At 40.8% G+C, this 26597-nt stretch carries 24 protein-coding genes and 1 pseudogene; 12 read left to right on the forward strand and 13 right to left on the reverse strand.

The window, feature by feature from the left end:
- Window positions 1-91: 91 nt before the first annotated feature.
- Complete coding sequence (locus PseudUWO311_RS08405) at window positions 92-748, forward strand: 4'-phosphopantetheinyl transferase family protein (protein WP_142654750.1); 657 nt, start codon at window positions 92-94, stop codon at window positions 746-748.
- Here the strand turns inward: PseudUWO311_RS08405 and PseudUWO311_RS08410 are convergent.
- The 6 genes from PseudUWO311_RS08410 to PseudUWO311_RS08430 all read right to left on the reverse strand — a co-directional run bounded on the left by PseudUWO311_RS08410 (window position 735) and on the right by PseudUWO311_RS08430 (window position 4843).
- A complete protein-coding gene (locus PseudUWO311_RS08410) occupies window positions 735-1421 on the reverse strand; it encodes a hypothetical protein (RefSeq protein WP_142654751.1) in 687 nt (228 codons plus the stop codon). The two genes, PseudUWO311_RS08405 and PseudUWO311_RS08410, sit on opposite strands and share 14 nt — an antisense overlap.
- 73 nt (window positions 1422-1494) lie before the next feature.
- Window positions 1495-1845, reverse strand: a complete 351-nt coding sequence (locus tag PseudUWO311_RS24355) for a Uma2 family endonuclease (protein WP_223807504.1) — start codon at window positions 1843-1845, stop codon at window positions 1495-1497.
- Entirely contained in the window at window positions 1802-2137 is a 336-nt protein-coding gene (locus tag PseudUWO311_RS24360; RefSeq protein WP_223807505.1) for a hypothetical protein, read from the reverse strand. Before PseudUWO311_RS24360 ends, PseudUWO311_RS24355 begins: the two co-directional genes overlap by 44 nt.
- A gap of 265 nt (window positions 2138-2402) precedes the next feature.
- The gene (locus PseudUWO311_RS08420; protein WP_103668677.1) at window positions 2403-2753 is read right to left on the reverse strand and encodes a DUF1257 domain-containing protein; all 351 of its coding nucleotides are present in this window, start codon (window positions 2751-2753) and stop codon (window positions 2403-2405) included.
- Between the two features lie 174 nt (window positions 2754-2927).
- Complete coding sequence (locus tag PseudUWO311_RS08425; protein WP_142654752.1) at window positions 2928-4448, reverse strand: AAA family ATPase; 1521 nt, start codon at window positions 4446-4448, stop codon at window positions 2928-2930.
- 77 nt (window positions 4449-4525) lie between these two features.
- The gene (locus PseudUWO311_RS08430; RefSeq protein WP_142654753.1) at window positions 4526-4843 is read right to left on the reverse strand and encodes a hypothetical protein; all 318 of its coding nucleotides are present in this window, start codon (window positions 4841-4843) and stop codon (window positions 4526-4528) included.
- Between the two features lie 287 nt (window positions 4844-5130).
- On the opposite strand from PseudUWO311_RS08430, the gene PseudUWO311_RS08435 reads away from it, so the two are divergent.
- Both PseudUWO311_RS08435 and PseudUWO311_RS08440 read left to right on the forward strand, forming a co-directional pair.
- Window positions 5131-5622, forward strand: coding sequence for a hypothetical protein (locus PseudUWO311_RS08435; protein WP_142654754.1), 492 nt, complete (start codon window positions 5131-5133; stop codon window positions 5620-5622).
- Window positions 5619-6071, forward strand: a complete 453-nt coding sequence (locus PseudUWO311_RS08440) for a hypothetical protein (RefSeq protein WP_142654755.1) — start codon at window positions 5619-5621, stop codon at window positions 6069-6071. The genes PseudUWO311_RS08435 and PseudUWO311_RS08440 overlap by 4 nt, the downstream gene beginning before the upstream one ends.
- Before the next feature lie 84 nt (window positions 6072-6155).
- Here the strand turns inward: PseudUWO311_RS08440 and PseudUWO311_RS08445 are convergent, their stop codons facing one another.
- Window positions 6156-7805 (reverse strand): ABC transporter substrate-binding protein, encoded by a 1650-nt coding sequence (locus PseudUWO311_RS08445; RefSeq protein WP_142654756.1) that lies wholly within the window; start codon window positions 7803-7805, stop codon window positions 6156-6158.
- 177 nt (window positions 7806-7982) lie between these two features.
- Here PseudUWO311_RS08445 and PseudUWO311_RS08450 point away from each other — a divergent pair, with 177 nt between their 5' ends.
- A complete protein-coding gene (locus PseudUWO311_RS08450; protein ID WP_142654757.1) occupies window positions 7983-8474 on the forward strand; it encodes a hypothetical protein in 492 nt (163 codons plus the stop codon).
- 13 nt (window positions 8475-8487) lie between these two features.
- Entirely contained in the window at window positions 8488-8886 is a 399-nt protein-coding gene (locus PseudUWO311_RS08455; RefSeq protein WP_142654758.1) for a GFA family protein, read from the forward strand.
- Window positions 8887-8978: 92 nt separating this feature from the next.
- Here the strand turns inward: PseudUWO311_RS08455 and PseudUWO311_RS08460 are convergent, their stop codons facing one another.
- Window positions 8979-9332, reverse strand: coding sequence for a HesB/IscA family protein (locus tag PseudUWO311_RS08460; protein WP_103669143.1), 354 nt, complete (start codon window positions 9330-9332; stop codon window positions 8979-8981).
- A gap of 422 nt (window positions 9333-9754) precedes the next feature.
- Here PseudUWO311_RS08460 and PseudUWO311_RS08470 point away from each other — a divergent pair, with 422 nt between their 5' ends.
- The 4 genes from PseudUWO311_RS08470 to PseudUWO311_RS08485 all read left to right on the forward strand — a co-directional run bounded on the left by PseudUWO311_RS08470 (window position 9755) and on the right by PseudUWO311_RS08485 (window position 17932).
- Window positions 9755-10924 carry an LL-diaminopimelate aminotransferase gene (locus PseudUWO311_RS08470; protein WP_142654759.1) on the forward strand — a complete coding sequence of 390 codons (1170 nt, stop codon included), beginning with the start codon at window positions 9755-9757 and terminating at the stop codon, window positions 10922-10924.
- A gap of 328 nt (window positions 10925-11252) precedes the next feature.
- The gene (locus PseudUWO311_RS08475; protein ID WP_142654760.1) at window positions 11253-16334 is read left to right on the forward strand and encodes a pentapeptide repeat-containing protein; all 5082 of its coding nucleotides are present in this window, start codon (window positions 11253-11255) and stop codon (window positions 16332-16334) included.
- Between the two features lie 82 nt (window positions 16335-16416).
- The gene (locus PseudUWO311_RS08480; protein WP_142654761.1) at window positions 16417-16824 is read left to right on the forward strand and encodes a thiol-disulfide oxidoreductase DCC family protein; all 408 of its coding nucleotides are present in this window, start codon (window positions 16417-16419) and stop codon (window positions 16822-16824) included.
- Between the two features lie 238 nt (window positions 16825-17062).
- Window positions 17063-17932, forward strand: a complete 870-nt coding sequence (locus PseudUWO311_RS08485; RefSeq protein ID WP_142654762.1) for an aldose epimerase — start codon at window positions 17063-17065, stop codon at window positions 17930-17932.
- A gap of 39 nt (window positions 17933-17971) precedes the next feature.
- On the opposite strand, the gene PseudUWO311_RS08490 is transcribed toward PseudUWO311_RS08485, so the two are convergent.
- Entirely contained in the window at window positions 17972-18916 is a 945-nt protein-coding gene (locus tag PseudUWO311_RS08490) for an NAD-dependent epimerase/dehydratase family protein (protein ID WP_142654763.1), read from the reverse strand.
- A 178-nt stretch (window positions 18917-19094) separates the two neighbouring features.
- On the opposite strand from PseudUWO311_RS08490, the gene PseudUWO311_RS08495 reads away from it, so the two are divergent.
- The 3 genes from PseudUWO311_RS08495 (at window position 19095) to PseudUWO311_RS08505 (ending at window position 22754) form a co-directional block, all read left to right on the forward strand.
- A complete protein-coding gene (locus tag PseudUWO311_RS08495; protein WP_142654764.1) occupies window positions 19095-20918 on the forward strand; it encodes an N-acetylmuramoyl-L-alanine amidase in 1824 nt (607 codons plus the stop codon).
- Complete coding sequence (locus PseudUWO311_RS08500) at window positions 20905-21861, forward strand: AEC family transporter (RefSeq protein ID WP_142654765.1); 957 nt, start codon at window positions 20905-20907, stop codon at window positions 21859-21861. The genes PseudUWO311_RS08495 and PseudUWO311_RS08500 overlap by 14 nt, the downstream gene beginning before the upstream one ends.
- Before the next feature lie 344 nt (window positions 21862-22205).
- Entirely contained in the window at window positions 22206-22754 is a 549-nt protein-coding gene (locus PseudUWO311_RS08505) for a transposase (protein WP_190303437.1), read from the forward strand.
- Window positions 22755-23130: 376 nt separating this feature from the next.
- On the opposite strand, the gene PseudUWO311_RS08510 is transcribed toward PseudUWO311_RS08505, so the two are convergent.
- The 4 genes and pseudogenes from PseudUWO311_RS08510 to PseudUWO311_RS08525 all read right to left on the reverse strand — a co-directional run bounded on the left by PseudUWO311_RS08510 (window position 23131) and on the right by PseudUWO311_RS08525 (window position 26463).
- Window positions 23131-23757: a hypothetical protein gene (locus tag PseudUWO311_RS08510; protein WP_142654767.1), complete on the reverse strand. Its 627-nt coding sequence runs from the start codon at window positions 23755-23757 to the stop codon at window positions 23131-23133.
- Window positions 23758-23805: 48 nt separating this feature from the next.
- The gene (locus PseudUWO311_RS08515; protein ID WP_142654768.1) at window positions 23806-24387 is read right to left on the reverse strand and encodes a hypothetical protein; all 582 of its coding nucleotides are present in this window, start codon (window positions 24385-24387) and stop codon (window positions 23806-23808) included.
- A 201-nt stretch (window positions 24388-24588) separates the two neighbouring features.
- Window positions 24589-25652: pseudogene (locus PseudUWO311_RS08520) on the reverse strand (ISKra4 family transposase).
- Window positions 25653-26157: 505 nt separating this feature from the next.
- Complete coding sequence (locus PseudUWO311_RS08525) at window positions 26158-26463, reverse strand: hypothetical protein (protein WP_142654769.1); 306 nt, start codon at window positions 26461-26463, stop codon at window positions 26158-26160.
- Window positions 26464-26597: the final 134 nt, after the last annotated feature.

The following is a 26597-nucleotide window of genomic DNA, read 5'->3' on the forward strand; positions in this document are numbered from 1 at the left end:
TTCCGAGAATTAAAAATCAAACCCAGCAAGATTTTTGAAAATCATATTATTTGGCTTTTGGCATGATCATGCCATTTTTTAAGGATTACAAATGTCATCAGACTTGCAACTATACCAAGCTAGGCTAGACATCTCTGCCTCAGAGTGCGATCGCTTATGGCAGTTTCTTTCAGCGGATGAGCGATCGCGTGCTGATCGATTCAAACGGGAATATCTCAAACGCAATTTTATTTCCGCTAGGGGAAACTTGCGGGAGATTCTCGCGACAAGGCTAGGCTGCGCACCAAAGAAAATAGAGTTTAGTTATAGTGATCACGGAAAGCCATACATTCATAACAACCAGTGTGTTTATTTTAATCTGTCGCATTCTCAAGATTGGGCAATCTATGCAGTAAGTAGCGATCGGGAAGTGGGAATAGATTTGGAATATATCAATCCTCAATGCGATGTCGAAAGTATTGCCGAGCGTTATTTTTTGCCATCAGAGCAGAAAATTATTCAAAGCTTAAACGATCGAGATAAATACCTAGCTTTTTATCGGGCATGGACTCTCAAAGAAGCCTATGGAAAAGCAACAGGAGATGGTATTGCCAATATTCTTGAATATGTGGATGTATCCTATTTGCTAGAGATGCCCATGGGCGAGACTTTACAAATTAAAGATTGGACTCTAAAACTCCTAGACTCAGAATTAGACATAGATTCAAACTATTCTGCTGCCTTGTGTATAGAATCTAATTCTCAATAGGAGCCTCTACTTTGCCCAGTTCAGAGCTAATTTCAGGGATTGGAAGAACAAGGTGATCGCTACACATTGCTCGCAACTTATCAACAAACATAGAGGATTCGGCGAGCAATGTCATATTTTCATAGGCAGATTGATAAACTTCAGAATACTCTGTATTGGAAGTGGATGGATAAACTTTTGCGGCGGCTGTCGTTCCCGAAGGTGTAGTTAGACGACTAGGATATCTTTGAGGTTTAGGTTGAGCAACTGGATTAACCTGAGTCATAGATTGAGTGATCTTAGCAGTCCCAAGCATTGGACGACGAGGAAATGGAAGTGGTGAATTTGATTCGGCTATAGTAGAGAATGCAGGAATTTCTGCGATCTCAGCTTCGCGAGTAGCAGTACGAGGAGGGGTGTAAAAAATTCTATCTTCATAAATCACAGCAACATCACCGCACACCAAGCGCTCAAATTCATGGTTGTAACGGCAATTTGGCTCGCCTTTGCGTTCCCATAAATGCAAAATTTGATTTACTGAAACGGCTTTATATCTTCCTTGAAATAATGATTCGATTACGGCTTGACGCACCCATTCAGGTTTGAAACTGCTCCATGCACGAATCAAATCTTTGATGGTATAACCACCAAGATCAAAACTGTAATGCTGCAATAGGGAGATCGCAATTTCCATCGGGGCGACGTTGGCTGAAATTATGTATCCTTATATTACATTTAAAAGCGAGAAATGTGAAGATCCTCAGCCATCATAAATCTTGGATTTGTTTTGACAACAATATGGCTGCTTCAGTATTAGTTTTTGTATCAAGTAATTCCATCGTTTTCTCAAATAATGCGATCGCTAAATTTGGCAAGACTTGAGAAATCTCACACTCTTGATAAACACCTTCTTCATCTAATCGAAATGCAAATATTCGATAGGCTCTCACATCAATCACCCAATATTCAGATATTCCCAAATCTGCATAGAGCCGCTTTTTTTCATCTAAATCGATCGCCAAAGTCGTATCCGAAATTTCACCAACAAGAGCAGGCGATCGCCACTGTTCTAAATCAATAAATCTTGACTGTCCAGGTCTTCCAAGTTGGAGCATCATCACCAACATACAAAACAATATCGGGAGCTACAGCCCGCTTGCTTTTTTTTCCCATCTGGCATCCACCAAAGGTACTTAATTTGAGGTCAGGAAATTTTATTGTCCAAAAAGCGATAATCATGGGAAACAAATCGCCAAATTTAGCGTGATTAATTCCTTCTGCACCCATTTCTACCCACAAATGTTGATTATCAAAAAATAATTTGCAGCGATCGCTTTTATAATCATCACGCAGTGCCACATAATCATCCCAAGTTGCTTGCTGCCACTGTTGTTTAGGTTTTATTGCCACAATCATTGTTTAGCCCTCACAATAATGTATAAAAATTGCAGCCTGTTAAGGTTTCATGTAGTACAAGAGATTTTTTGAAAGTGTTGCGAAGCAACACTTTCAAAAAATCTCTTGGGTTTTGAGAAAGCGCAAAGCGCTGTATGGAATTTGATTAAGCAAATAAAGTGGAGCTTTGAGCACCTTTATTTTATCAACGAAAAAACAGGCTAGTCAAAGATATGACTAGCCTGTTAATTTGCATAATTAACTCGCAAGATTTGATACCTTACTGCAAAACGAGTTTGACATTGGCATTGCTTAAACCAGGACGCTTCACTTCAGTCAAAGCCTTGTTCACAGCATATTTCTGATTGATCGAGTTGATCAATTCAGTCTGATTGTGCTTTTTAGCAACACCCCAAAGATCAGCAATTAGATCAAACGAACCGTCGGCATTACGCGACCAGCCCAAATCATAATCACCTTCTAGAGTTGCCACGATGTCAGCACGAATACGTTGGCTGTTATAGCCACGAACATCGGCTTCAGTGTTAACACTGATACCCAGATCGCGCAAAGACGACTTGAGTACTTCGGCATCAGTAATTTTTGTGCGAAGAGTGCTGAAATGAGACATAATAGTTTTGCTCCTGTGAATAATTGTGAACGCAATTGTTAACTAGAACGTGAGACATAAGAGTACTGGTGGTTCTTACTCCTATGTTAGCTGCTAGCCTAAAGATCTTTTAATAAGATATCTTTAGAATCTAGCCTTAAATCTGCTGCCTGCAAAAACAGCAGAATAAGCTTTTTAAAACTCCATACGCTGATATTCAGCGACTGAAGTAGCGGCGGGTCTAGCCCGCATTCTTGCCCAGTCACGCAAAGCAGCAACCTGCTCAGTCATCGTGCGTGACAGGGGAGTTGTCGATTTCACAGCCGAAATGATATCTAGCTGTGTAAACTCCCGATCTTGGGCAAAAGCTTCATACATGGCGGCAATTACCGCCTGTTCGATTTCAGCCCCCGAAAAACCATCACTTACTTTTGATAGTTGTTCAAAATCGAATCTTTCTAATTTTTCAACATCTGGACGACGCTTGCACAGATGGATTTTAAAGATATCTCTGCGTTCTTCACCGTTAGGTAAATCAACAAAGAAAAGCTCGTCAAAACGTCCCTTGCGGAGAAATTCTCCAGGTAATTTTTCGATGCGATTGGCGGTTGCCATCACGAATACAGGCGATTTCTTCTCCTGCATCCATGTCAGGAATGTACCAAAGATGCGCGATGACGTGCCACCGTCAGAATCAGCAGAGCCAGCCCCACCCGCAAAAGCCTTATCAAGCTCATCGATAAATAGGATCATCGGTGAAATTGATTCGGCAACCTTGAGGGCATTTCGCAAATTTGCCTCCGACTTGCCAACGGTTGAGCCATCATAGACGCGACCCATATCGAGACGTATCAATGGTAATGACCATAGCCTTGCAGTTGTCTTGGCGATTAGGGATTTCCCGCAACCAGGAACACCGAGAATTAGCATTCCTTTGGGTTGAGGTAGTCCATAATTTCTGGCTCTCTGACTAAAAGCATTTGATCTCTGTTGCAACCAATGTTTTAGCTCTTCGAGTCCCCCGACAGCATCTAAGTCTTCTTCATCTTCGATGTATTCAAGAATTCCGTTACGCCGAATTAATTGCTGCTTTTCCGAAAGAACGATATCAACTTCTTCTTCGGTCAGCTTGCCATTGGTAACTTGCGCTTTACGATAAACTTTTTCGGCTTCGTCCTGAGTTAATCCTAAGGTCGCTCTAACTAGTTTTTCGCGGGTTTCGGCTGACACTTTTTTAGTGCGAACCTGTCCAAGTTGTTGGTCTAGAACCTCTTCGATCGCCTTCATATCTGGCAAAGGAAAATCGAGAACAACTATTTCTTTTTCAAGTTCAACGGGGATTACTTGGATTGGCGACATCAAAATAATTGTTTTCTGAGTGCCTTTAAAATTGGCAACTGCATCACGTAAAGAACGGACAGTTCCTGCCTGATTTAGGAAAGGATGTAAGTCTTTGAAGATATATATTGCAGGTTCTTTATGGTCTGCACGCATGATCGATGCCAAGGCAGCTTCTGGAGACAAACTATTATGCTGAGCGCCTGATGTCTGCCCATACTCAACTAACCCTTGCATCATAGTCCATGTGAACATGCGGCGGACAGGCTTGATTTGGGAGATGGTTGCGATCGCCCTTTCTGCTCTTTCTTCCTCTGGGGTATTGAGGTAGATCAAGGGATATTGGGCTTGAATTAAAATGCTAAGTTGTTCTTGCATATAGTAATACCGAGGTTTGCGCCTCTGTCCTCACCTTGTCTACAGAAAAAGTATTTAGAAAGTGCTGTTGAGTTAATCTAACTTATTGAAACTAGCTCCTCGTCTGGACTATCAGCTTTGCCAACAGTAACAGGTAGTGACTGAGTTCGATTGCCCCCAATTGCTAGCAGTTCACCCTCACGAATCACAACTGTTTGCGAGCAGCTCGGACAGTTGTAGGTTTGATGGGTATGACCAACGCCTGAAGATTCGACAATGTCAGCATGGGCTAGGTAAAAGCTGATGGCTTTATCAGCTAAGTCTGACATCGAATCACCATCAATAGCAGAGCGAATCTTGAGCTGTTGATGGAGCCTTTCGGGGAGATAAAAAGTTACCTTTTGCTTGTCTTGCATAATGGTTAAGAGCAGTGAATACCCAGGTATGTGATTAAGTTACATGGAGAATCTTAAGCTGTCAAGGTGCTATGCTGCCATGACAGCAATAAATTAATATTTCTTTACATAATATCTATGGCTGACATCAAATATCCCCTCCAAAAAGTCAATGGCGGCGAATCGCGTTGCCATTGACTTTTTGAAGGTATAGGAACAAAACTAAGAAATATTTGGTCATGATGTCTAAACAAATATAGAATCCCAAACAATGCATCAAAGCTAATGCATCTCACATGGAGTCAGGTATGAATATTTCTAAAATCAGTCATTCTAATGTGCTTAAACTTGGTTGGGGAACCTTAACGACTATTGTTGCTTTAGCGATCGCTGCTCCTAGTTTTGCTCAAAGTGCAGTTTCATTGGGGAGGAATTTTCGCCCAGATCCAGCTGCTTTAGATGGATCTGGAGGCGGTAGTATCAGTATTGCAAGTATTGCGGGGATTGCCGATAATTGTCGTGGGTTTGCTAATGCTGAGCCAAATCATACAATTACTTTGACTGAGACTTTCCCTGTAATGGATCTTTTGGTTTATTCCAGTAACATTAATGATGATCCGACCATGCTAATTAAAGGTCCAAATGGCTTCATCGTCTGTGCTGACAATGAGTCAAGTGGTCGTAATCCACAATTCACTGGCCGAATGAATAAGGGATCTTACCAAGTTTGGGTTGGTTCCAAAAATGTTAATCAAGCTTTTAGCTACAAGCTGTCTTTGAGTGAAATACGTCAAAAATGAAACTCTTGAAACTGTCGATCGCTTTAACAGGATTAGCTCTAGCCCCGATGTTACTATCAGTGGCTTCAGCGATGAGCCAAGAAACGCTAAAACCCATCTCTCCAAAATTCACTCCTGATCCTCAAGTCTATGTTGGTAAGGCAGGTGGAGATATTCCTTTGGCATCAATTGCTACGAGTAAAGCTAATGGACAATGCCAAGGATTGACACAGCAAGCCCCAAATCATAGTTTGACGGTACAGAGAGATTTTGGCTTTTTAGCTCTGAAGATTTCAAGCGATCAAAATTTGTCTCTACTCGTTAAGGGGCCTGATGGGATTTATTGTCGCAGTGGTAGAGCTCCTGAGCTTTCAGGAGCTTGGGCTGCGGGGAGCTATGAGATCTGGATCGGCACATCTGATGGCGATCGCGCATCTTATCGTCTAACAATTAGTGAGACTAGCCAATAAAATAACGCTAGAAACTATAAAAGGTTGACCTCGCTAAGCGAGATCAACTAAATAACGAAAAAGAGCGCGAAGCGCTCTTTTTCGTTATTTGGAAATATTCCAGTAGGGAAGTTGTTGGTTTGGTTCGATTTTGACTCCCTGTAACCCTTTTTGAGCAAAGGCATATTCTTTATTTTGCCAGAGCGGAATAAATGGCACATCCTCAGCTAGAAGTTCTTGAATCTTTTGAAGTATTTGCGATCGCTTAGCTACGTCACGCTCTTTACGCTGCTTGGCAATTAAATCATTCATCTCTGGGCTGTTATAAAATGATCCTTGGAACTGGCTACTACCCTTTGTGCAGCGATCGCCCTTTACTTCTTCACATTCTAAAAATGGTTTGATGTAGTTATCTGGGTCAAGAATATCGGGAACCCAATCGAGTAGATAGGCAGGATATACGCCTTTATCGATAAAAGCAAACCCGACTGTATTTTCTACGCGCTCAGTTTTGATCTGCAAAATTTTGCCGACGTTTTTTTGGATTGAGGCACGTAGAGTGCTGGCAATGAGGTCACCGTTACCGCCATATTTAGGGGAATACCAAATTGTAATTTGAGCAGGTTTGTCGTCGGAATATCCTGCTGACTCCAGCAATTGCCGAGCCAGTTTGCCGTTGCCATCACCATATTTTTGCTCGAATACTGGTTTAGATTCGGCAAAAGCGCTAGGGATTAAGCTATATAGGGGTGCACGTTGGTTAAAAAATATACGCGATTCCAACAGAGGACGATCGATCGCGGCAGCTAAAGCTTGCCGCACACGCACGTCATTCAGTGGTTCTTGCTGCGTATTTAGCACCATATAGAGTATGGTTGCACCTTGACCAGATGCGATCGTCCAACCATTTTGTTTAGCATTGGTCTCTACATTCTTGACCTGCGTTGGCGTGAGCGTCTGAAAAGCGATATCAACTGCACCAGTTTTAAATGCGTTCAGTAAGTTGGAATTAGAAGAGAAAAACTGAATATCAATACCTTTATTGACAGGCTTTTTACCCCAATAATCAGGAAATGCATCTAAGCGTAAGTAGCTACCTTCGACAAATTGTGTAACTTGATAGGGGCCAGTGCCAATTAATTTGTCGGGCAAGAATAATAGCTTGCCTGTCTTTTCATCTTTAATGTGTTTATAAACCTGCGGCGATATTGCGGCTGCTCCAGTAAATGCCAGAAACTTGGGAAAAAATTGCAAAGGTTGTTTAAGCTTAAAAATCAGTTCAGTTTCACTCGGCACAGAAATGGCTTCGATCACATCGGTCAAGATATATGCTGGTGCGCCTTTAGAATTCATGAAGCGGTCTAAGGCAAATTTCATCGTGTAGGCATTGAAATTTGTGCGATCGTGAAATTTGATCCCTGTTCGCACTGGCACTGTATAGATTAAGCCATCTTCACTAACCTTAGGCATATCCGCCGCTAGTTGAGGAATGATTTCGTTGGAGCCTTCTTTATATGTGTAAAGACGTTCGAGCGTGTTGTAAAAAATATTGCTGATAAAAAATTCGTTGGCATCGGCAGGATCGAGCGTGCGAATTTTGCTGGTTGTGCCCAAAACGATGCGCTCATCAGTGCGATCGCTAATCCCCAGTTTCCCGTTATTGATGATTTTGCCATTTGTACAGGCAAATAATGTGGTTATTGTGATGATGGCGATCGCAAACCAAGCCAAAAAGCGACGCAGCAAATATCTCATTGATCTATTTATTGATTTATTAGCCGAAAACATAACTGGATTTCTTACTGCTAAATCTTCCCACAATGTCGGATCGATGTAATGTTTGAATCAGGAAAAAAAATAGGTATTGTAAAATGAATAATTAGTGGTGCGAGGCAAAGCCTCACGCCACTAATTATTCACAGGGAAGAGAGTATGAAAAAATCTAGTTTGATATTAGTTACTTGCATGTGTCTTTTTGCATATCCTGCGATCGCCTACACGGAACAAGATGTACCTGCACCAATCACGGTTACAGCAAAATCCAAGAAACAATTAGCTAGAGAACTTCTTGTCGAACTAGGTATAGGCAAACAATATGACTTGTTTTTTTGGAATAGTGTTGATATTGGCGTTCATCGAGGGTCGAAAAAGGAATTTAAGATTTGGCTTCAGCAGACTATGGCTCGGCTTGCAGGATGGAAATATGTTGAGTCTCAGTATGTGACACGCTTTGCGACCACCTTTTCAGAAGAGGAACTACAGGAGCTTTTAGTTCTCGCTAAGAAACCATTGATGAAAAAGTTATTGCGATCGCAAATCCAAGCGTATGAAGATACTGGTGAGAAAAGAGCTGGATTGCTTTGGAAATTCTGGGAAGATTACAATGATGGCAATGTTGGTACACCTCCAAATTTTTTGAATTAGTTGTGTAAAATTTATGTCTCTAGTAACTGAACATGCCTCAAATACTAATATCTTGGGTGGCTGTCATTGCGGAGCTGTCCGCTTTCGGGTGAAGGTAAGAAAGTATGAAGCGATCGCTTGCAATTGCTCTATTTGTCAAAAGAAGGGGATTTTGCATTTGATTGTCCCTCCTGAAGACTTTGAGTTATTGCAAGGTGAAGAGAATCTATCAACTTACACTTTTAACACAGGGATTGCTAAGCATCATTTTTGCAAAACTTGCGGCATTCATTCTTTTTATCGTCCGCGATCGCATCCTAATGATTACGATATCAATGTTCGTTGCCTTGATGGCGAAGCAATGGAACAATTTACGATTACGCCTTTTGACGGTAAACATTGGGAAGATAATATTCAGCAGATTACCTCATAAAAACTTTCAAGGATAGGCGGCGCTTTGCGCCGCCTATCCTTGAAATACTAATACCAAAAAGAAGCTGCGCATTGCGCGGCTTCTTTTTGGTATTAGCTACAAGCTACAGGTGCACCAATTTCTTTAGGAGTTGCAAAAGAAGTACCACAACTGCAAGACTTGCTGGCGTTAGGATTACGGAAACGGAATCCTCCGCCCATAAGATCCTCGGTATAGTCGAGTTCTAGACCTTGTAGCTGAGGCAAATTGCTATTGTTAATAACGATTTGTACCCCGTTATATTCATACTGATTATCATCAGATTCAAGTTGATCAACAAAATCCATCAAATAAGATAAACCAGAGCAACCGCCTTGCTTAATGCCTAAACGCAAAGGAGCAGAAGTGGCGCGTTGACTTTGGAGATTTCTTACGCGAGCGATCGCTGCGTCAGTCAATGTAATCATGCGAAATTTTCCTATATACGAATCGTGCTAAGAGCAATATTAGTCTTCTAGTAAGACAAGTGCAATACTAGCTAGAGAAACATTGGTGTAGCCAGCTACTTTGACGGCTTTATAAAATGGTTTGGTAAGAAAGCATTTATGTACGCCGAAAAGACGTACACCTTGATCTAGAAGCAATCCAGTTTTGAAATGAAAATTGCGATGTAGTTTTACAGCCTTAGCTAGGTTGGATTTTGTTTTACAGCAGACCATGATTTTTCTTTCGATAATTCAACAACTTACCCTATGTTATCTCAACCATGAATGAGTTGTGAGGATACGCGACACACCCTCACGCTCTTTTTATCACACAAATGTATAAAAATAGGAGATGTGGTGCAAAGTACCACATCTCCTATTTTTATAAGTACTTGCTAAGTTTTATGCAATTTGCCGATCGCCTCCAGCCTTTACAGTCCAACGTATTTGCCGATATGGACATTGCTAAAAGTCAGGTCAAAGCATCTGGAATGGCAGTAATTGACCTATCGCTTGGTTCATCTGATTTGCCCACTGATGCATTTATTCTCGAAGCGATCGCTGAGGCTCTTAAAGATACTAGTACTCACGGCTATTCTCTATTTGGGAGCACCATGGACTTTCGGGAAGCAGTAGCAGCATGGATGCAGCAGCGATTTGATATCCAAGTTGATCCAGAAACAGAAGTATTAGCGTTAATTGGCTCTCAGGAGGGAACAGCCCATTTACCGCTTGCTTTGCTCAACCCTAATGATTTTGCGCTCTTGCAAGATCCTGGATATCCCTCGCACTATGGCGGTATTCATTTGGCTGGGGGGCAAGTATATGGAATGCCGCTATTAGCAGAAAACGAATTTTTACCAGTCTTTTCTGATATTCCTGAAACAGTTTTAGCACAATCAAAAATGATGGTGTTGAGTTATCCTCACAATCCCACTACAGCAACTGCAACGTTAGAATTTTTTCAATCTGCTGTCAAGTTTTGTCAACAGCATAATCTCGTATTAGTTCATGACTTCCCTTATCTCGACTTAGTATTTGATGGCTCAAAGCCACCTTCGGTTTTACAAGCTGATCGCGATCGTATTGTCAGCATCGAATTTTTTACCATGTCTAAGTCTTACAATATGGGCGGATTTCGGGTAGGGTTTGCCGTTGGCAATCGCGAACTAATTAAGGCATTACGCCAAATTAAAGCCGCTGTAGACTTCAATCAATACCAAGGGATCATGCGCGGTGCAATCAAAGCTTTAACAGGCGATCGCGCATCAATAGATCGAGTAGTAGCCACATTTCAAGAGCGACGAGATGTAATGATCAAGTCACTACATGCGATCGGTTGGGAAATCTCCAATCCTAGTGCCACAATGTATCTCTGGGCGAAGTTGCCTGATCGCTATGCCCATAACTCAGTTGGATTTTGCCTAGATTTGATCAAATCAACTGGTATTGCCCTAGCACCTGGGTCAGGATTTGGCAAACATGGCGAAGGTCATGTAAGGTTTGCGCTGGTGCATCCACCTGAAGTTTTACAAGAAGCTGCTACAAAAATCGGTGCATTTCTGCATAATTAAAAAAATATACTTAAAATCTTTGCCGCCCGTTAAACGGGTGGCAAAGATTTTATGGTTTTATCAACTCTACTTTTATTAGCTTTATTTGTTAAGATTACTTTAAACTTTGTCTGCGGAGAAATAATTAAAGCCTAAGAGAGTCTAGAATAGAACGCTTACTGCTACAGGTTTAAGATTTGCTGATAAAAATCGTTAATTGTTGAAATCATATTTATGTTGTTGTTAAGCTATGGTTAGCAACAATACTTATGTATCCAACAAAGTTGCGATCTGAATTTTAGAAAGCGCCTAACGGTGCAAGCCCGAACATAATGCTGAGGATTGATTCATGGCTTCCAATAAAAACCTCCCACAAAAAGGCCAAGGCGCTAACGAACCAGATAAGAAACAATCAGTGCAGTCTGATGCTGCTGATGTTGATTGGATGATTATGTCGGACATTAGTACGCGAATTGGTGGATCTCCGGCAGTCAAATCAAGCTCGAATCAATCACCAGCAAGATCACCTTCGCAAATATTAAGTAACCAAGAAGCCGCTGATGATCTTGAGGATTTAGAATTTTTGCGATCAATAGGTTTGGATGATGCAATTGAGAGTCCATCTTCTTTAAGGAATACAGGAAATACTTCAGGTAGTTATGGCAGTAAAACTACTGATAATGAGGTTAACAACATTGACTGGTTAATTGTGACTGATCTCAATGTCCGCAAAGAAAATGCGGAGATTAAATCACAATCCAATCCTTCATATCAAGATATAAGTCAATCTCAGACAACGCTTCAGCCACTAACAAGTAACATAATGGATAGTCTAGATGAAGATCTGGGCTTGGATTTAGATGGGTTGGACTTTTTAGAGGATTCTAGTTTTCCTGATCTAGATTCTTTAGGCTTGGGTACTTCAGACTCACTCAGTATTGATGGGTTACAAAATGAGGTAGATAACACCGAAAGCAAGATCCAAGGACTAGCAGAATTGCTAGATGATAACGATGACTCAAGTTTTGATTTAATTGCTGACGAAGAAAATGATGATTGGGATAGTATTTCAGGAATCTTTGAAAACGATTTTGAACAGTTATCTAGTGAACCCAATCTAGACTTTGCCGATGAATCTGCTGACATACCATCTCAAGTTTCGGAGATTTTTGGAGCTAGTGAAGATGTTTCAGGAAATGTGGATTTAGGTTCTGATTTATTTTCTGAGAATAATACTCCAGAAGATTTATTGGTCGGTGATTTAGATTTATCTGATCAGATTCAATCTGAACTTATAGTTGAAGATTTTGAAATTAGGAATAGCTTTCAAAGCGAACTGCAAGACGAACTACAAAATGAACAAGAGCATGAATCTTTTGATGGATTTGAGGTTAGTGGTCTGGAAGTAGAATTTGACAATAAAATAGATGATGACTTTGGAACATTACAGTCTCTGGAATTCGATGGATTTGAATCAGATAATCTAGAAGCAGAATTTGACAATAACCTAGATGATAACTTTGACACACCTCAGTCTCTAGAATCATTTGATTCAAATGTTGCTGAAAATGAGTTTTGGTCAAATACTTCGTCAAATATTACAACTGAATCCATCCTTGATGATTCAGTCGAAAATACATTCACTAATGATTGGGGAGTGGTTGCCGAAAATGCGATCGATGATGATGTCGTTTGGGATACTACGCCTAGCGTGGCTAATGCTCTAGTGTCATCTACATCTATTGACAATGCTTTTGGGATGACTGACGACTGGGAAAGCCAGTCAACGACACATCAATCTGAAGTAGAAAAAAATACTGATTTTGATCTGCCTAATCTAGATTCTTTAGAGGTAGCTAATGTATCTTGGGATACCACTCCTAGTATAGATACTGATGAGCGAGGACTATCCACTTCTATTGACAATGTTTTTGAAATATCAAATGTGTTGGAGAGCTTGCCAACCCCAGAGCTGACTGAAATGGAAGAACATATTGGCTTTGATCTTCCTAATCTAGATCCTCTAGATTCTTTTGAAGCAGAAGGATATGTTAACTTTCTGCCTAATGTAGATTCTAGTTTAGACTCTGTTGAGCCAGGATTCGAGTCGGAATTCGTTCTGCAACCTGAGCCAATTTTTGAACAGTCTTTTGATCAGATGGATAATGAAATAGAAGCTGAAATTGGACATGGTGAAAGTTGGAGTATGGGGCTTGAAACCGATGTAATCATCGCTGATGACATTGGCGATGAGACGAATTTGGTGTCATCGCTGGAAGATGACATAATTGTCACTGATTTTACTGAAGAAGATAATTGGAGTGCAAGTCTAGAAGCTGAAATTGGCGTTGCAGCTGAAGAGTCTGATTGGAGCGCAGGTCTAGAAGCTGAAATTAGCAATGGTAATGATGTCATTTGGGATGAGGCTTTAGTCGAGTCAGAAGACTATTTACCACCAGCAGAAGAATCCTCAGAAATATTTAATGATAATTTGTTAGGTTTAGTTGACAATGGTGTAGCAGACCAGACTCTCAATGAAGACTTAAACTTTGCTGAGAATCTTGATGCCAACGATTGGGTGATCGCAAATCACGTCAATAATCTAGCTGAAAGCCTCAGTGAATCTGAAGTTGTTGATTTAGGGATTCCAGAAATATATGATGATTTTAATGAGATATCAGAAGATATAGATATCCCAGAGCAAATTACCGATCAGCATCAATTTGAAGATTTCAATGAGTTTATTGATCCGTCAGTTGATGGTATGGAAGATGGCGAATTTGACTTTGCTGGGAACTCTGTATCGCCATCTTCAGAATGGGATAAACTAAGTGAATCTGTTGGAGAGAGAGTTACAGACTCTGATTTCGATAGTTTTGCTGATAGCTTTTCTGTTGAGGAATCTACAGAATCCAGTTTGGTTGATAACTTTACCAGTTACAACGATAGTATAGAAGCTGAAGCAGATTTCGTTGGTGATTATGAAAATTATACAGATAACTTTGCCTTGGACTCAGATGTACCTGATAACTTTGCTAGTTATGCTGATCGTATAGATGCTGAAGCGGATTTCGCTGATGATTATGCGGATAGTTTTGGTAATGATATAATTCCCCAAGTCCAAGCAAATTTAGGAAGCCCTAATTGGGATGCAAGTACGACTGAAGCAAATGCTCTATCTAGTATAGAGGATAGTATGCTGGATGAAGATTTTGATCTGGCAGCTTTCGATGAAGATAGTTTGCTAGAGGCTCCTAATCCTGACTTCAACCTTGGCAATATTCCTACAACACTCACTCCAAGTCGTTCTAACTCTGATACTTTTCTGGAAGATTCAATCACTTCAGAATTTACCAGTCAACATTCTTCGAGCAATCCTTCAGATAACTTTGAAGACAATGTAGTTTCACAAATTGATCAATTTGAAGAAATTTTAGTAAATGATTTAATTAATGACAATTTTGAAGAAGTGAATTTTGAGGAAGAAGCTTTAGCTCATGATTTGCTTAACGGTCTCGTATCAGAATCAGATGATTTTATGCTCGCAAAAGAGTCATCCACTATGCCAACTCCTATGCCAACTCCAAACTCAAATTTAGCTGCATCTACAAAGTTCGATCTAGGAGCAAGCGATCGCGACTTTTTAGATGATTTTGATCTAGAAAGTATCGACCCACTCGATGATGACGGATTCAACGACGCATTTGCCTCCGCGCAAATATCTACTGGGTTAACTCCATCAGCGCCACCAATTGTACCAATGCCTCCGAGTCTTCCTCCCCTCACTAAACAAGAACCGACTTCTCCATCTATTAATTTACCACCACCACCATTTCTACCGCCATTACCTCCAAAGCGCAACCCTACTCAGGGAAGTACAACTCCAGCGCCAGCATATCCTGCCGCAAATGCGGTCGGTCGGCCGCTTCCCCAAAATAGAATGGGCAGAAGAAGTGAAGAAGATGATTTTGATCGATTTCATGATCAACCAGACCAACATAGAAATCGACACAAACCTATCGGCTCAATTGATGAGGGCTGGTCAGATTTATTAGATGCTGACACGGTACTTTCTGGAGGAAGATCTTTGTCAGAAGCTTCCTATTCTGATATGAGCAGTGCGACCCCTCCTAGTGTAGGGAAATCTGCAGGAAGAGCTTCGCAGGGTAGAGAAAGGAAAGATCGCAATTCTCCTTCTAGTATTTCTAGACGCAAAGAAACTGGGTTGCCAGATTTTAATGATCTTGGCTTAGAAGTTCATGACGACAATACAGACTGGTCAGGGCTGTTGGATAGTGGTGATTTATCTGATAGCATCACCACTATCAGCCCTCAAAGTACACAGGTACCTTCTCGAGTTAGAACTAATCCAATAGTTGATTCTCGCTCTGATATGACTGGTGTGAGTGAGACTAGGGAAATTCCGCGCGATCGCCGTAACCAAATGGCAAGCTTTGGTGATTCAACACAAGCGCGTATGAGTGCACCTCCCGATCAAATGGATTTCAATCGGTTTACCGAAGATAACTATGATGCATATAGTGGCTATGAACAGCCAGCTCCGCCGCCAGCCAAAACTTTTAGCAAGCCAAAATTAACCATACCTAGTGTCAGTTTGGAGTTGCTATGGCAAAACTATCTCAAAATTCCTGCGATCGGATTAGGTGTGATCGGTGGAGCTTTTCTGCTTTATACATTTCTCAACAGACCGATTTTTGATTTGGGTCTGCGATGGGGTCTGTTTAAAGATGCCAGTGGAAGAGACTTTACAAATGCAGACTTCAAAGGAGCGAAGCTGGATAATGTGGACTTCAGCAAAGCTATTCTCACAGGGGCGAAGATGCAAGATGCTAGCCTTGTTGGGGCAAACTTTCAAGGTGCAAATCTTGATGGAGTAAACTTTGCTAAAGCCAATCTGAATAGAGCTAGATTGATTCAAGCTAGTGTGATTTGGGCAGAGTTCGGCAGTGCCCAGATGAATCTTGTCGATTTGGCAGGAGCAGATCTGACTCGTTCTAATTTTGTTGGCGCTAAGATGGAAGGAGCTAATCTAAAAGATTCTAAGATTGGTGCTCAAGGAACTGAGAAGGCAACAAGATTTAGTGCGACGACTTTGCTAGCTTGGCAAATTGTCAATGAACCTCGCGAAGGAAGAAATTTGGCTGACCAAGATCTGTCAGGTTTGAATTTAAGCTTTACGAGTCTTAAACGCGCCAATCTCACTAATGTTAAGCTCAACTATACTGACATGACGAATACAGATTTGAGTGGAGCCAATCTCTCTGGGGGGCAGATAAATGGGGCTAACTTGAGTGGGGCAAAGCTGAATGGTACTAATCTAACTGGTGTACAGTTTGATAAAAGCAAGCTACCTAAGACAGATGAGGAAACAATCTGTCCAAATGGTAAGAAAGGACCTTGTAAGTTCTAAGTAAGCGCTGCGATTTAGTTTTTTGTGGCGCGGCAAAGCCTCGCGACAATAAAACTGGTTCTTTTATTTAGCCAATCTCACTATGTTCTACGCTGTAGTTTATGACGGTAATTGTAATCTCTGCGCTAACTTTGTCAGTATCTTAGAGAAGTTCGATCGCGGTCGTCAGTTTTGCTATATCCCGATGCAAGACGATCAGACATTGCAGCAATTTAATGTCACACCTGAAGATTGTGAAATGGGGATGATTTTAGTTGATCGCACTGATCCTACGCAAAGATGGCAGGGTAGCGATGCGGCGGAAGAAATTACGCGATTATTGCCAATGGGTAAAGCTTTAATTGCTGCTTATCGGGCGATCGCGCCAGTTAAAGCTCTTGGTGACTCAACCTATATCCAGATTCGTGACAATCGTTATAAATTGTTTGGAAAACGAGATCGCACGTATCACACTGCTTATCCAGTTGGCTGTGCTGCGATCGTCAAGTAGTGACCCAAAAAATGTAGGGGCAATTCATGAATTGCCCCTACATTTTTTGTTTTTTAATTTTTTTTACCCCAAAAAAGAGTAGGTCTAAAAAGGGAAGGATTTATATGGGTAAGGATAGGCGGTGCTTTGCGCCGCCTATCCTACTATCCAAAAAAGGATGGCGGCGCAAAGCGCCGCCATCCTTTTTTGGGGGTTCTAAGCGATATAATTATTTTTGGAAAGTTACAGGGCAAAATCTGTGTATAAAGTCTCCTCCGTACAAAAGCAATACAATACCTATACATTGTCTGATGACAGTGCAGGTTCTCAGATAGAAGTTGTTCCAGAACGTGGTGGCATCGTCACTAGTTGGCGCATTAATGGTCAAGAGGTCTTCTATCTTGACGCTGAACGCTTTACGCATCCTGATCTGAGTGTTAGAGGTGGCAATCCGATTTTATTTCCTCTCTGTGGCAATTTGCCTAATGATACTTACAATGTTGACGGAACTGATTACAAAATCAAACAGCATGGCTTTGCCCGTGAGTTACCTTGGACAGCTACAGCGCAGAGCAATAGTGACGGTGCAAGTGTTACGGTTGAGTTAAGCAGTAACGAACAAACCAAACTTGTTTATCCCTTTGACTTCCATTTAGCTTTTACCTATGTATTGCGCGGCAACACTTTAGAAGTTCGTCAGGAATACAAAAACCTTTCCTCTACGCCAATGCCTTTCTCCTCAGGGTTTCATCCTTACTTCCTCTGCGGTGACAAAAGTAAAATCGAGGTAGATATTCCTTCAGTTGGCTATCAAGATAATCGTACTAAAGAGAATTTCGCTTTTGACGGGAAGTTTAACTTTGAGCAAGATGAGATTGACTCGGTATTTGGAAAGCTTTCCAGTCGTTCAACCTCAGTGACTGATAACGATCGCAAACTTAAGATTGCGATCGATTATGATGATTTTTATACTTATCTTGTGTTTTGGACTGTTAAGGGCAAGGAATTCTATTGTCTAGAGCCTTGGAGCGCAACTCGTAATTCTCTAAACACTAAAGAGTATCTAACCGTGCTTGAGCCTAATGCTAGTTGTACTGCTGTTATGCAGATTACAGCAAACTTCTTTTAAACCCAAAAAACAAGGCGGCGCTTCGCACCGCCTTGTTTTTTAGCTTTGAGTTATTTGTTCATCCGTGGAAAAGTCAATATCGGCTTGCTGACGATTGGAAGGAAGATAGTCTTGTTCAAAAGATGTTTTTAAACCAGACAATAGATCGTATTTGGGATTCCAGTTTAAATCTTGCTGGGCTTTGTTTACTGAAGCAAAGAAGTGTTGTAAGCGAAATGGGAATGCTTTCTTTTTACCAAAGTCATAATCTTTGGGATTGTAATAGACAAAGTTGAGTTGACTAGGATTTTTGCCTGCCGCGATCGCACATTGTTGGGCTAGACCGATAAATGTGACATAGCGCGTATCAGAAACATTGTAAATTTCGCCGATCGCTTTTTGATTGCCTAAGATGGCTGCCATTGCGGCAGCAAGATCATCAACATGACCGAGTTGGGTGATGAATTTGCCATTGCCAGGGATCGGGATTGGGCGATCGCGGACAATGCGATCGAAGAACCACGCTTCTACATCATTATAGTTTCGTGGTCCATAAATATAGGTAGGTCGAATGGAACTGTAAGGAAATCCAGATTCAGCACGGACTTGCTGCAAATAGGCTTCAGTGTCCAGTTTGCCTTTATGTCGGCTTTTGGGATCAATGGCATCGGATTCGTGGTAGGGCAGAATATCGCTATTGAGATACACGCCTGCGGAACTCATATATACAAAATGCTGAATGCGATCGCGAAAAATTTCGACTAGTGGCTGAGTATCACTGAGTTCGCGACCGTTATTATCAAAAATTGCATCAAAGGATTCGCCACTAAGTTTATCTTGCAATTGCTGTGAATCAGTGCGATCGCCAATAATTGTGCGAAGTCCTGCAACGGGTGATGGCTTCTTACCCCGATTAAATAAAGTTACTTCATGTCCCTGTGACACCAACAATTTGACTAGCGGCACACCAATAAATCTTGTGCCACCCATTACTAAAATTTTCATTTTTTAATTGATTTTAATTACATTTACGGATCCCAAAATCTGTACCGCCCGCCTAGCGGGCGGTACAGATTTTGTTTTTGTTAATCTCAGAATATATCGTTTTGCGCTGTAGATTCCGCGATGACGCTAGTATTAAATGGTCTATTTGTATTGCCAATCTGAGCAAGTAATTTGAATTATGCGGCGACTGATCGGAATTTTTGTCATTGGACTGTTGAGCTTTGTCTTTGCGATCGCTGTGGGCGCACAAAATTTTGTGCCACCTACGCAACTGCATCTTACCTATCCGCCCTTGCAACATACCACCACCAGCGATCGTCTATTTTTTATTGGTACTGCGCCTAAAGATGGCAATGTCAGTATTAATGGCAAAGCTATATCGCGTACTGATAAAGGACATTTTGCTCCAAGCTTGCCGCTTCAGTTGGGTGAAAATAATTTTGCGATCAAGTACGTTGATAGCACAGGAGATCGCAATAGTGAGCGTCAGATTAATATCAAAGTCTTGAGAGAGTCACGCATTACCATGCCTCCAAAAGATTTTGGATTTGTCAAAGAGTCACTATTGCCAACTGTGGATACGGCGCGACAACCCAATGAAAGATTCTGCTTTGATGCGATTGCTACGCCTAATTCAACAGTTTTAGTGAGAATTGGCGATCTCGAAATCCCGCTTTTGCCTCGTCGTCGTAATATCCAATTACCGCCAAATTCTTCTGTACTGACAGGCAACAATGAAGCCACAGCCGAGTCACCCTCAGGATATTTTCGTGGCTGTACAACTTTTGAAAAGCCAAGTCAATTGGGACAACCTGAATATGAAATGCGCTTGGGAGATCGTGTAGTTAAACAAAAAGCCAAAGGCAGCCTAGAAATTCTCTCCCCGAACAATATTCAAGTTGCCGAAATAACTGCGATCGCGGCTGATGCAAGAACTGGTGCAAGTACTGATTTTTCAAGAATCACGCCTTTGCCTAAAGGAACCAAAGCTGTCGTGACAGGCAAACAAGGTGATTGGCTAAGGCTTGATTATGGCGGCTGGGTGAGAAAGAGTATGGCAAAGCTTGAAGTCGCAGAGTCTCCACCACCCTCAATTGTCCGCAGCATTAATACTAAGCGAGTATCTAATCAAAATAATCTGTGGACAGAGGTGACAATCCCCTTAGAAGTGCCAGCACCGCTAGCGATTACCCAAGGTGATCGCGTATTTTCTTTCTCTCTCTATAATGTGACTGCTCAGACCGATACGATTTCAATCGATCCAGAATCGATTATTAATAAACTGGAATGGGTACAAACTGACCCTAATAAGGTGACCTATACGATTAGTCTCAAACCCAAGCAGCAATGGGGATATAAAGTTCGCTACCAAGGTTCAAATCTGATTTTATCCCTTAAGCATCCACCGCTTCTTACGTCCACATCAGACAACTCTCAGCCACTTCAAGGTGTGAAGATTCTTGTTGATGCAGGGCATGGAAGCTCTGAAGACTTAGGATCGCGCGGCCCCACAGGCTACCCCGAAAAAGATGTCACACTGATCACATCAAAATTATTTCAAACTGAGCTACAAAATCGCGGCGCTATGGTCATTATGACCCGCACTGATGATTCAGATGTTCTTTTGGAGCCAAGGGTCGATAAAATTAATCAAGAAGAACCAACTCTAGCGATTAGTATTCATTACAATGCTTTGCCTGATAATGGGGATGCAATTAATACGTCAGGGATGGGAAGCTTTTGGTACAATCCACAAGCTGAAGACTTTGCCAAGTTTATTAATACCTATGTCGTGAAAAAGCTGAATCGTGCGGATTATGGAGTTTATTGGAATAATCTTGCGCTCATCCGTCCCACAACTGCTCCATCCGTACTTTTAGAATTAGGTTTTATGATCAATCCTGTCGAGTTTGAATGGATAATCGATCCACAACAGCAAAAGCTACTTGCTAAGACCCTTGCCGATGGCGTTACCGAATGGATTTTGAATGCTGTTAAGTGATCCCGACCAATTTTGGTCTATCTTCCATTTTGACGAACTGATCAATGCTTATATCCCACTGATGGTATGGACGGGTGTCGGCTTGGTAGCGTCTAGATTTGCGCCAATCAATACCTCCAAATTTATGGGTGTTACTCTCTACTGGGTAGGAGTACCACTGCAATTATTTGTTCTTGCCAGACACACACAATTTTCTGATACTCCCTATATTCCCTATGTGGCGATCGCCGCATTGATGCTCAGTTGGCTGTTAGCTTTAGTCGGTTGGCAGTTTGCGAAACAGGCGCATAGCGATCGCTCTAGTTTGGGTAGCTTTATTTTGGCTACGATGCTTGGCAACACAGGCTTTGTGGGCTTGACGCTAACCAGTTCTCTAGCAAGTTCTACCTATGCTGATTGGGCAGTTTTATACAGTATCGCCAGTAATGTCGCAGGCAATTATGGCATTGCAGTTTTTATTGCCAGCTACTTTGGCAAAAGCGATGTGAAGCCGCCTTGGTGGAAGTTATTGCTGGATGTCGCCACTGTGCCGAGTCTATGGGCTTTTGCGATCGGTTGGTATACGCGCCCCATCGGTTTACCTGATGCGATCGAGTCGAGTCTGGATTTAGGGGTATGGGTGACGATCGCCTTTGCTTTGTCTCTAGTAGGCTTACGATTAGGCAAAATCGAGAAGTGGGACAGTCTGAAACCTGCGGCGATCGCCGCTTTTTTGCGCGTGGCGGTTGTGCCTTTAGCGATCGGGTTGGGAGCGACGATGTTTGGACTCCGCAATGATCCGCGCCTGATTCTCACGCTGATGTCGGGGACTCCGACAGGTTTATCGGTACTAATCCTTGCTGAAGTCTATAACCTTGATCGCGATTTACTAATTAGCACGATCGCCTTCTCTTTCATCGGACTAATTTTTATGCTGCCGATCTGGATTGTCTTTTTTGGCTAAAGAACAGAAGTTGTGCTTTTGAATATTTTAGCAGTCTTGTCTTGGGGTAGAGATTGAGATCTCCGACTTTTTTTGTGATTTTGAAGGTTGTTTATGATATCAAAGAAAAAGTCGGAGATCTTGTCTTTGGATAAAGGTTTAGATCTCCGACTTTTTTTGTGATTTTGAAGGTTGGTTGTGATATCAAAGAAAAAGTCGGAGATCTTGATTTTGGGCTATGAGTTCAGATCTCCGACTTTTTTTGTGATTTTGAAGGTTAGTTGTGATATCAAAGAAAAAGTCGGAGATCTTGGCTATCTAGATAATCTACAATCTAGACATGCTATATCTTTCAACGAAACTCTATGCAAGAGCATTATTACCACGTTTATAATCGGGGGAACAATTACCAAGCAATATTTTTTGAAAGAGAAAATTATTTGCATTTTTTAAGGTTAATTCGTCAATATTTGGTTTCTCAAAACATCGTGGTTTTAGCCTACTGTCTAAAGCCTAATCATTATCATTTTTTAGTTAAATGTGATAGAGCTAGTCTTTCAAAGGCAATGCAGATCGCTTCTCTAGCTTATACGAAAGGGATTAATAAACGGTTTAATCGAGTTGGCGCTCTATTTCAAGGAAAGTATAAAGCTGCATTGGTAGATTCTGATGAATATTTGGTTCATCTGGTGCGTTATATTCACCTTAATCCAGTTAAGGCAGGATTAGTCGAGAACGCTCAAAAATGGGAGTTTTCCAGCTATTGTGAATATGCAGGTGTAAGATGTGGCACTCTACCCAAATTAGAAATGATTCGCTCACTTTTTGATTCGGAGATGCAATATCAATCTTTTTTGGAAGGAGATACTCTGCCCCTTTTGCCTCAAGTTCAAGCGTTGATGCTAGACGAGTAGAGGTTTAAGAGTTCAGATCTCCGACTTTTATTGTGATTTTATAGGTTGTCTGTGATAGCAAAGAAAAAGTCGGAGATCTTGGCTTTGGATAAAGGTTCAGATCTCCGACTTTTTTTGTGATTTTATAGATTGTCTGTGATAGTAGAGAAAAAGTCGGAGATCTTGGCTTGATAGCAAAGAAAAACCGTCAAAGGTAGGATAAATTTCAATAAATTTGGCAAGCTGAATGAGTGCTTTTTGATAGTTGTAAAAGCGTTGTTTCTAGCGAATGTCATTTTGCATAAAAGTTTTTGGTGATATGTGAAAAGCAAGAGGTTATAGGACTCGGTAAAAGCGGGATTACGCAAACCAAAGTCATAAAAATTAAAGAGATACTTTAAGATTTATTTTGTGTTTTATCATCAGTTTTCTCCTCTCCCGTACCTCTTGTAGGGCTGAATTCTAACTCTAATTTTAAGCCGAAGCGATCAGCAATATTTTGAAAGTATAGTTCGGACATTGTGCGTGTACTATTAATCGCTTTTTCTTCATACGTCTTGATCGTTTTATCAAGACGTTCTTTAATATACTTTTCAACATCAGCTTTTTGCCCTTTCTCGTCTAGAGGAATATAGTTCGGATTGTTACTCTCATTTGGCACAATGTAACGGCTCATACTACCAACTTGCTTTGGTGGAGAGAGTTTTACTCGAAGTACTCCTCGATTGTTTTCTGTGACAACTTTAATATCAGCATCTTTTAATGAATATCCATAGAAAACTGTCGCAACATCATTTCGGATATAGAAATTATTTTTCCCAAACCAACTCTTATTCTGATTGAAATTGACGTAGTTAATGCTATAGCTTGCTTCTAAATTAGCAATTTCAGTGTTATCTTGCTTGATTTTTGCCAAGATTTTTTGCTCTATCTGCTTCTCTTTTATTTCTGAAAATTGAAATTGGCATCCTTCAACAAATAAGATACTGATATTCAAAAGAACAAAGAGATTTATCCATTTCATGATTTTTTATAAAAAATTGGTGTGTTAATTGATTGAGTATATCATTAATTATTTTGATACTGGCTCTGAACAATAAATACGCAGATAGCGAGTCAGAATCTTTTTACTGTTTTCTGCAATTCCATTCCATTGCCCATCTTCATTTAATTTTACAAGAATTTCGATATCACTTTTCTTCCGCGTTGTTGGTGTTTTAGTATCAAAAGAGTCACAATCTGTTTTACTATAATCTCCTTTCTCTTCAGCCTCAACAAAGTCACTTCCAATAATTGTTGGGCTTGGCATGGCTTGAAAATCATTCTTACAAGCTGCCCCATGATATTGATCAAATAATTTCAGCGTGTCGTTATAACCAATGTCAACGGTATATTCACGAGAGCATACGCCCTTAATAGTCTTATTATCATCTTCTTTCTTGTAATCTATAATAGGAATATAAACGAAACCAGTGAATAGTTTATCTGCTCGCTTAGGTTGCAATGCTTGTATAGAGATAGATTGTTCACCTTTAGGAATAAACTTATCCCAGATTGCTGTGAGTGATGCTGACTGTTTTAGATATATATTTCCTATTACAACACAGATAATAACAGTGATCACAGTAATTGCAATAAATTTGAAAATCCTCATTTAAATACTTTCCCTTTTTAATTTCAATTCAGATTACTAATAACGTTTACTTGATTTAAAAGTCTATAATTTCATGAGCCATCACTCTCCAAAGGTCTTTTCTGGTTTGTATTTGTAAAACAAATTGTATATTTTAACTTGCTACTTGAGCTAATATTTAAGGCTTTAGAAGAGGGGAGCATGTCACTTTTTTGGGATAGTCTAGAAAGCCAATAAACCATTGAGATAAGCACAACGATGTGCAAGCACCTGAGGGACATTATCTTTGTTCCACTGAGCACCAGAGATTTTAGTGCGACGGTCAATCTGCTTTACCGCAGATTCAACTGCTCCTGAACCGATAGAACAAATCTGCTCACTCTGATAGTAATCATAATTGACAATACGGTGTCTATGTTTTCGGAGATAGGCACAGAAATTAACAGCCTGCCTGCGTTTACACTGTTCAATAAGAGTAATAGTATCATCAACATTACCTTTCCAAAGTAAAGCTCTCGCATCGTTTAAGCGACGTATTGAACCACCAACTTTTTCTAGATTCTCCATCAGATGATACCAATCGAGAATTTCACGTCGTTGCTCTTCAGTAGCGATGGGCTTAATCAAATTCCATACTCCATCATGTCCATCCCCTAAACAAGTTATTGGCGTACTCAAGGGTTGCTGGCGTACCCAATCGACTAACTGCTGATTGTCCTGAAAGCAAGCTCCAGTAGCAAACTCATGCAATCTCACTCCTTTATAGTCTAGCCATCGACATTCTTCCCCCAGAGGTGTTCTGATGCGGATCTTACCGCCATCTGCACTCAGTTCGTTAATCTCTTGCTCTGCTTGGGGTAATTCAAAGGTTTGTCGATGGACTAAACGCTGTTGGGTCTTGGCTGGGACTCGAATTCCTGTAAACATTGTCACATCTGCTTCGGTGTGTTCATAGGAGCTATTTGCACTGACTCGCAAACAACATATTTCCAGATATGGACTCAGACGAGTATGTGCCTTAATTCCCAGTTGCTCTGCTTGTTGAGTGGTTACAGTTATTTCTCCAAGGATGCTTTTGAGCTTGCGTTCTCATCCTTCTGTTGTTCCTGTACTTGTTGAGACAAAAAAATTCCTACTTCGGGCATCACATGCTGTTGCATCTGTTCTCGCACGGCTTGTTCGATCCCTGAAAATGTCTTTAGCGCTTCTAGTTCGGTATTTGCGTAAAGTATTTTGGCGATCTCCTGCACATGTTCTTGTAATTTCTCGGCTTGTTCTGGTGTCATGCTTTTACTGGCCTCTAAATTATTCTATTTTCCCTCCTTTTTCTCGCTTTTTGCAAAAGTGACATGCTCCCTTAGAAGAGACTCTAATTCTTGCAAGAGATAATTAATAAACCAAACCAATTGAGGGTTATTATCTATGTAGGTGTTGGAGTAAATAAAACAATGACTGAAGTAATCTTGCTACATCTATTCTATCCTGAGTTGGGGGAAAGACAAGTAATAGTACTAAACCCACCGCCACAGTAATTACACTAATTATGAGAGATTGTTTGGACACTTTTTACTACCTTTCATACAATATTTTTTCTGCCCCAGCAAAGTTGAGTCCTTCATTGTCAGACTTTACTATTCTGGGCAGGTTGGCTTTTGTTAGAGACGGTAAACGATAGATGTGTTGTGAACATAGAGTAGATGGCTTTGGCTGTAGCATTGTCGAGAGATTTATTAGAATCTAGTAAAACGAGTCCAGCGACAAATGCATTAACTACAACTGTAATTTTATATGTTAAGAAAGAATTGCATTTGTATCTACAAGCTCAATACATCCTTCTAGCACAATTTCCTGTAAAACAACATCTGCGACAGAAATTTGCCAGTTAAACTCAGTTGGGATTTCGCTTTCCTGTGGGGAATTCTTAGAACCGACCACCAAGTACCAATAATCTTCATCAAGAAAATTTGGAAATTCCTTAATCAAACTAGAAACTCTCGTAGAAAGCTGAAATTCACTATAATTATCTAAATAGTGAATCACATCAATAGGTGTAACAACTGCTTTAAGAATGCCATTTGTATATTCTTTTATTTGCATACTTTTCTAATGAAAGGAATTTGTTTTAATATCGACATCAGTGTACATCAATTTGTAGTGATCACCTACTCATCATCAGAAATAGAAGATAGAATACCCTTGCTGTCGGTGCTTCACTGCTACCCATCGGCGCA

It is taken from the genome of Pseudanabaena sp. UWO311 (assembly GCF_006937785.1).
Lineage (GTDB): Bacteria > Cyanobacteriota > Cyanobacteriia > Pseudanabaenales > Pseudanabaenaceae > Pseudanabaena.

Bases quoted from the DNA above. Each gene is read 5' to 3' on its own strand.
- PseudUWO311_RS08405 (WP_142654750.1), top strand. From the start codon at position 92: ATGTCATCAGACTTGCAACTATACCAAGCTAGGCTAGACATCTCTGCC.
- PseudUWO311_RS08410 (WP_142654751.1), bottom strand. From the start codon at position 1,421: ATGGAAATTGCGATCTCCCTATTGCAGCATTACAGTTTTGATCTTGGT.
- PseudUWO311_RS24355 (WP_223807504.1), bottom strand. From the start codon at position 1,845: ATGATGCTCCAACTTGGAAGACCTGGACAGTCAAGATTTATTGATTTA.
- PseudUWO311_RS08420 (WP_103668677.1), bottom strand. From the start codon at position 2,753: ATGTCTCATTTCAGCACTCTTCGCACAAAAATTACTGATGCCGAAGTA.
- PseudUWO311_RS08425 (WP_142654752.1), bottom strand. From the start codon at position 4,448: ATGCAAGAACAACTTAGCATTTTAATTCAAGCCCAATATCCCTTGATC.
- PseudUWO311_RS08430 (WP_142654753.1), bottom strand. From the start codon at position 4,843: ATGCAAGACAAGCAAAAGGTAACTTTTTATCTCCCCGAAAGGCTCCAT.
- PseudUWO311_RS08435 (WP_142654754.1), top strand. From the start codon at position 5,131: ATGAATATTTCTAAAATCAGTCATTCTAATGTGCTTAAACTTGGTTGG.
- PseudUWO311_RS08440 (WP_142654755.1), top strand. From the start codon at position 5,619: ATGAAACTCTTGAAACTGTCGATCGCTTTAACAGGATTAGCTCTAGCC.
- PseudUWO311_RS08445 (WP_142654756.1), bottom strand. From the start codon at position 7,805: ATGAGATATTTGCTGCGTCGCTTTTTGGCTTGGTTTGCGATCGCCATC.
- PseudUWO311_RS08450 (WP_142654757.1), top strand. From the start codon at position 7,983: ATGAAAAAATCTAGTTTGATATTAGTTACTTGCATGTGTCTTTTTGCA.
- PseudUWO311_RS08455 (WP_142654758.1), top strand. From the start codon at position 8,488: ATGTCTCTAGTAACTGAACATGCCTCAAATACTAATATCTTGGGTGGC.
- PseudUWO311_RS08460 (WP_103669143.1), bottom strand. From the start codon at position 9,332: ATGATTACATTGACTGACGCAGCGATCGCTCGCGTAAGAAATCTCCAA.
- PseudUWO311_RS08470 (WP_142654759.1), top strand. From the start codon at position 9,755: ATGCAATTTGCCGATCGCCTCCAGCCTTTACAGTCCAACGTATTTGCC.
- PseudUWO311_RS08475 (WP_142654760.1), top strand. From the start codon at position 11,253: ATGGCTTCCAATAAAAACCTCCCACAAAAAGGCCAAGGCGCTAACGAA.
- PseudUWO311_RS08480 (WP_142654761.1), top strand. From the start codon at position 16,417: ATGTTCTACGCTGTAGTTTATGACGGTAATTGTAATCTCTGCGCTAAC.
- PseudUWO311_RS08490 (WP_142654763.1), bottom strand. From the start codon at position 18,916: ATGAAAATTTTAGTAATGGGTGGCACAAGATTTATTGGTGTGCCGCTA.
- PseudUWO311_RS08495 (WP_142654764.1), top strand. From the start codon at position 19,095: ATGCGGCGACTGATCGGAATTTTTGTCATTGGACTGTTGAGCTTTGTC.
- PseudUWO311_RS08500 (WP_142654765.1), top strand. From the start codon at position 20,905: ATGCTGTTAAGTGATCCCGACCAATTTTGGTCTATCTTCCATTTTGAC.
- PseudUWO311_RS08505 (WP_190303437.1), top strand. From the start codon at position 22,206: ATGCAAGAGCATTATTACCACGTTTATAATCGGGGGAACAATTACCAA.
- PseudUWO311_RS08510 (WP_142654767.1), bottom strand. From the start codon at position 23,757: ATGAAATGGATAAATCTCTTTGTTCTTTTGAATATCAGTATCTTATTT.
- PseudUWO311_RS08515 (WP_142654768.1), bottom strand. From the start codon at position 24,387: ATGAGGATTTTCAAATTTATTGCAATTACTGTGATCACTGTTATTATC.
- PseudUWO311_RS08525 (WP_142654769.1), bottom strand. From the start codon at position 26,463: ATGCAAATAAAAGAATATACAAATGGCATTCTTAAAGCAGTTGTTACA.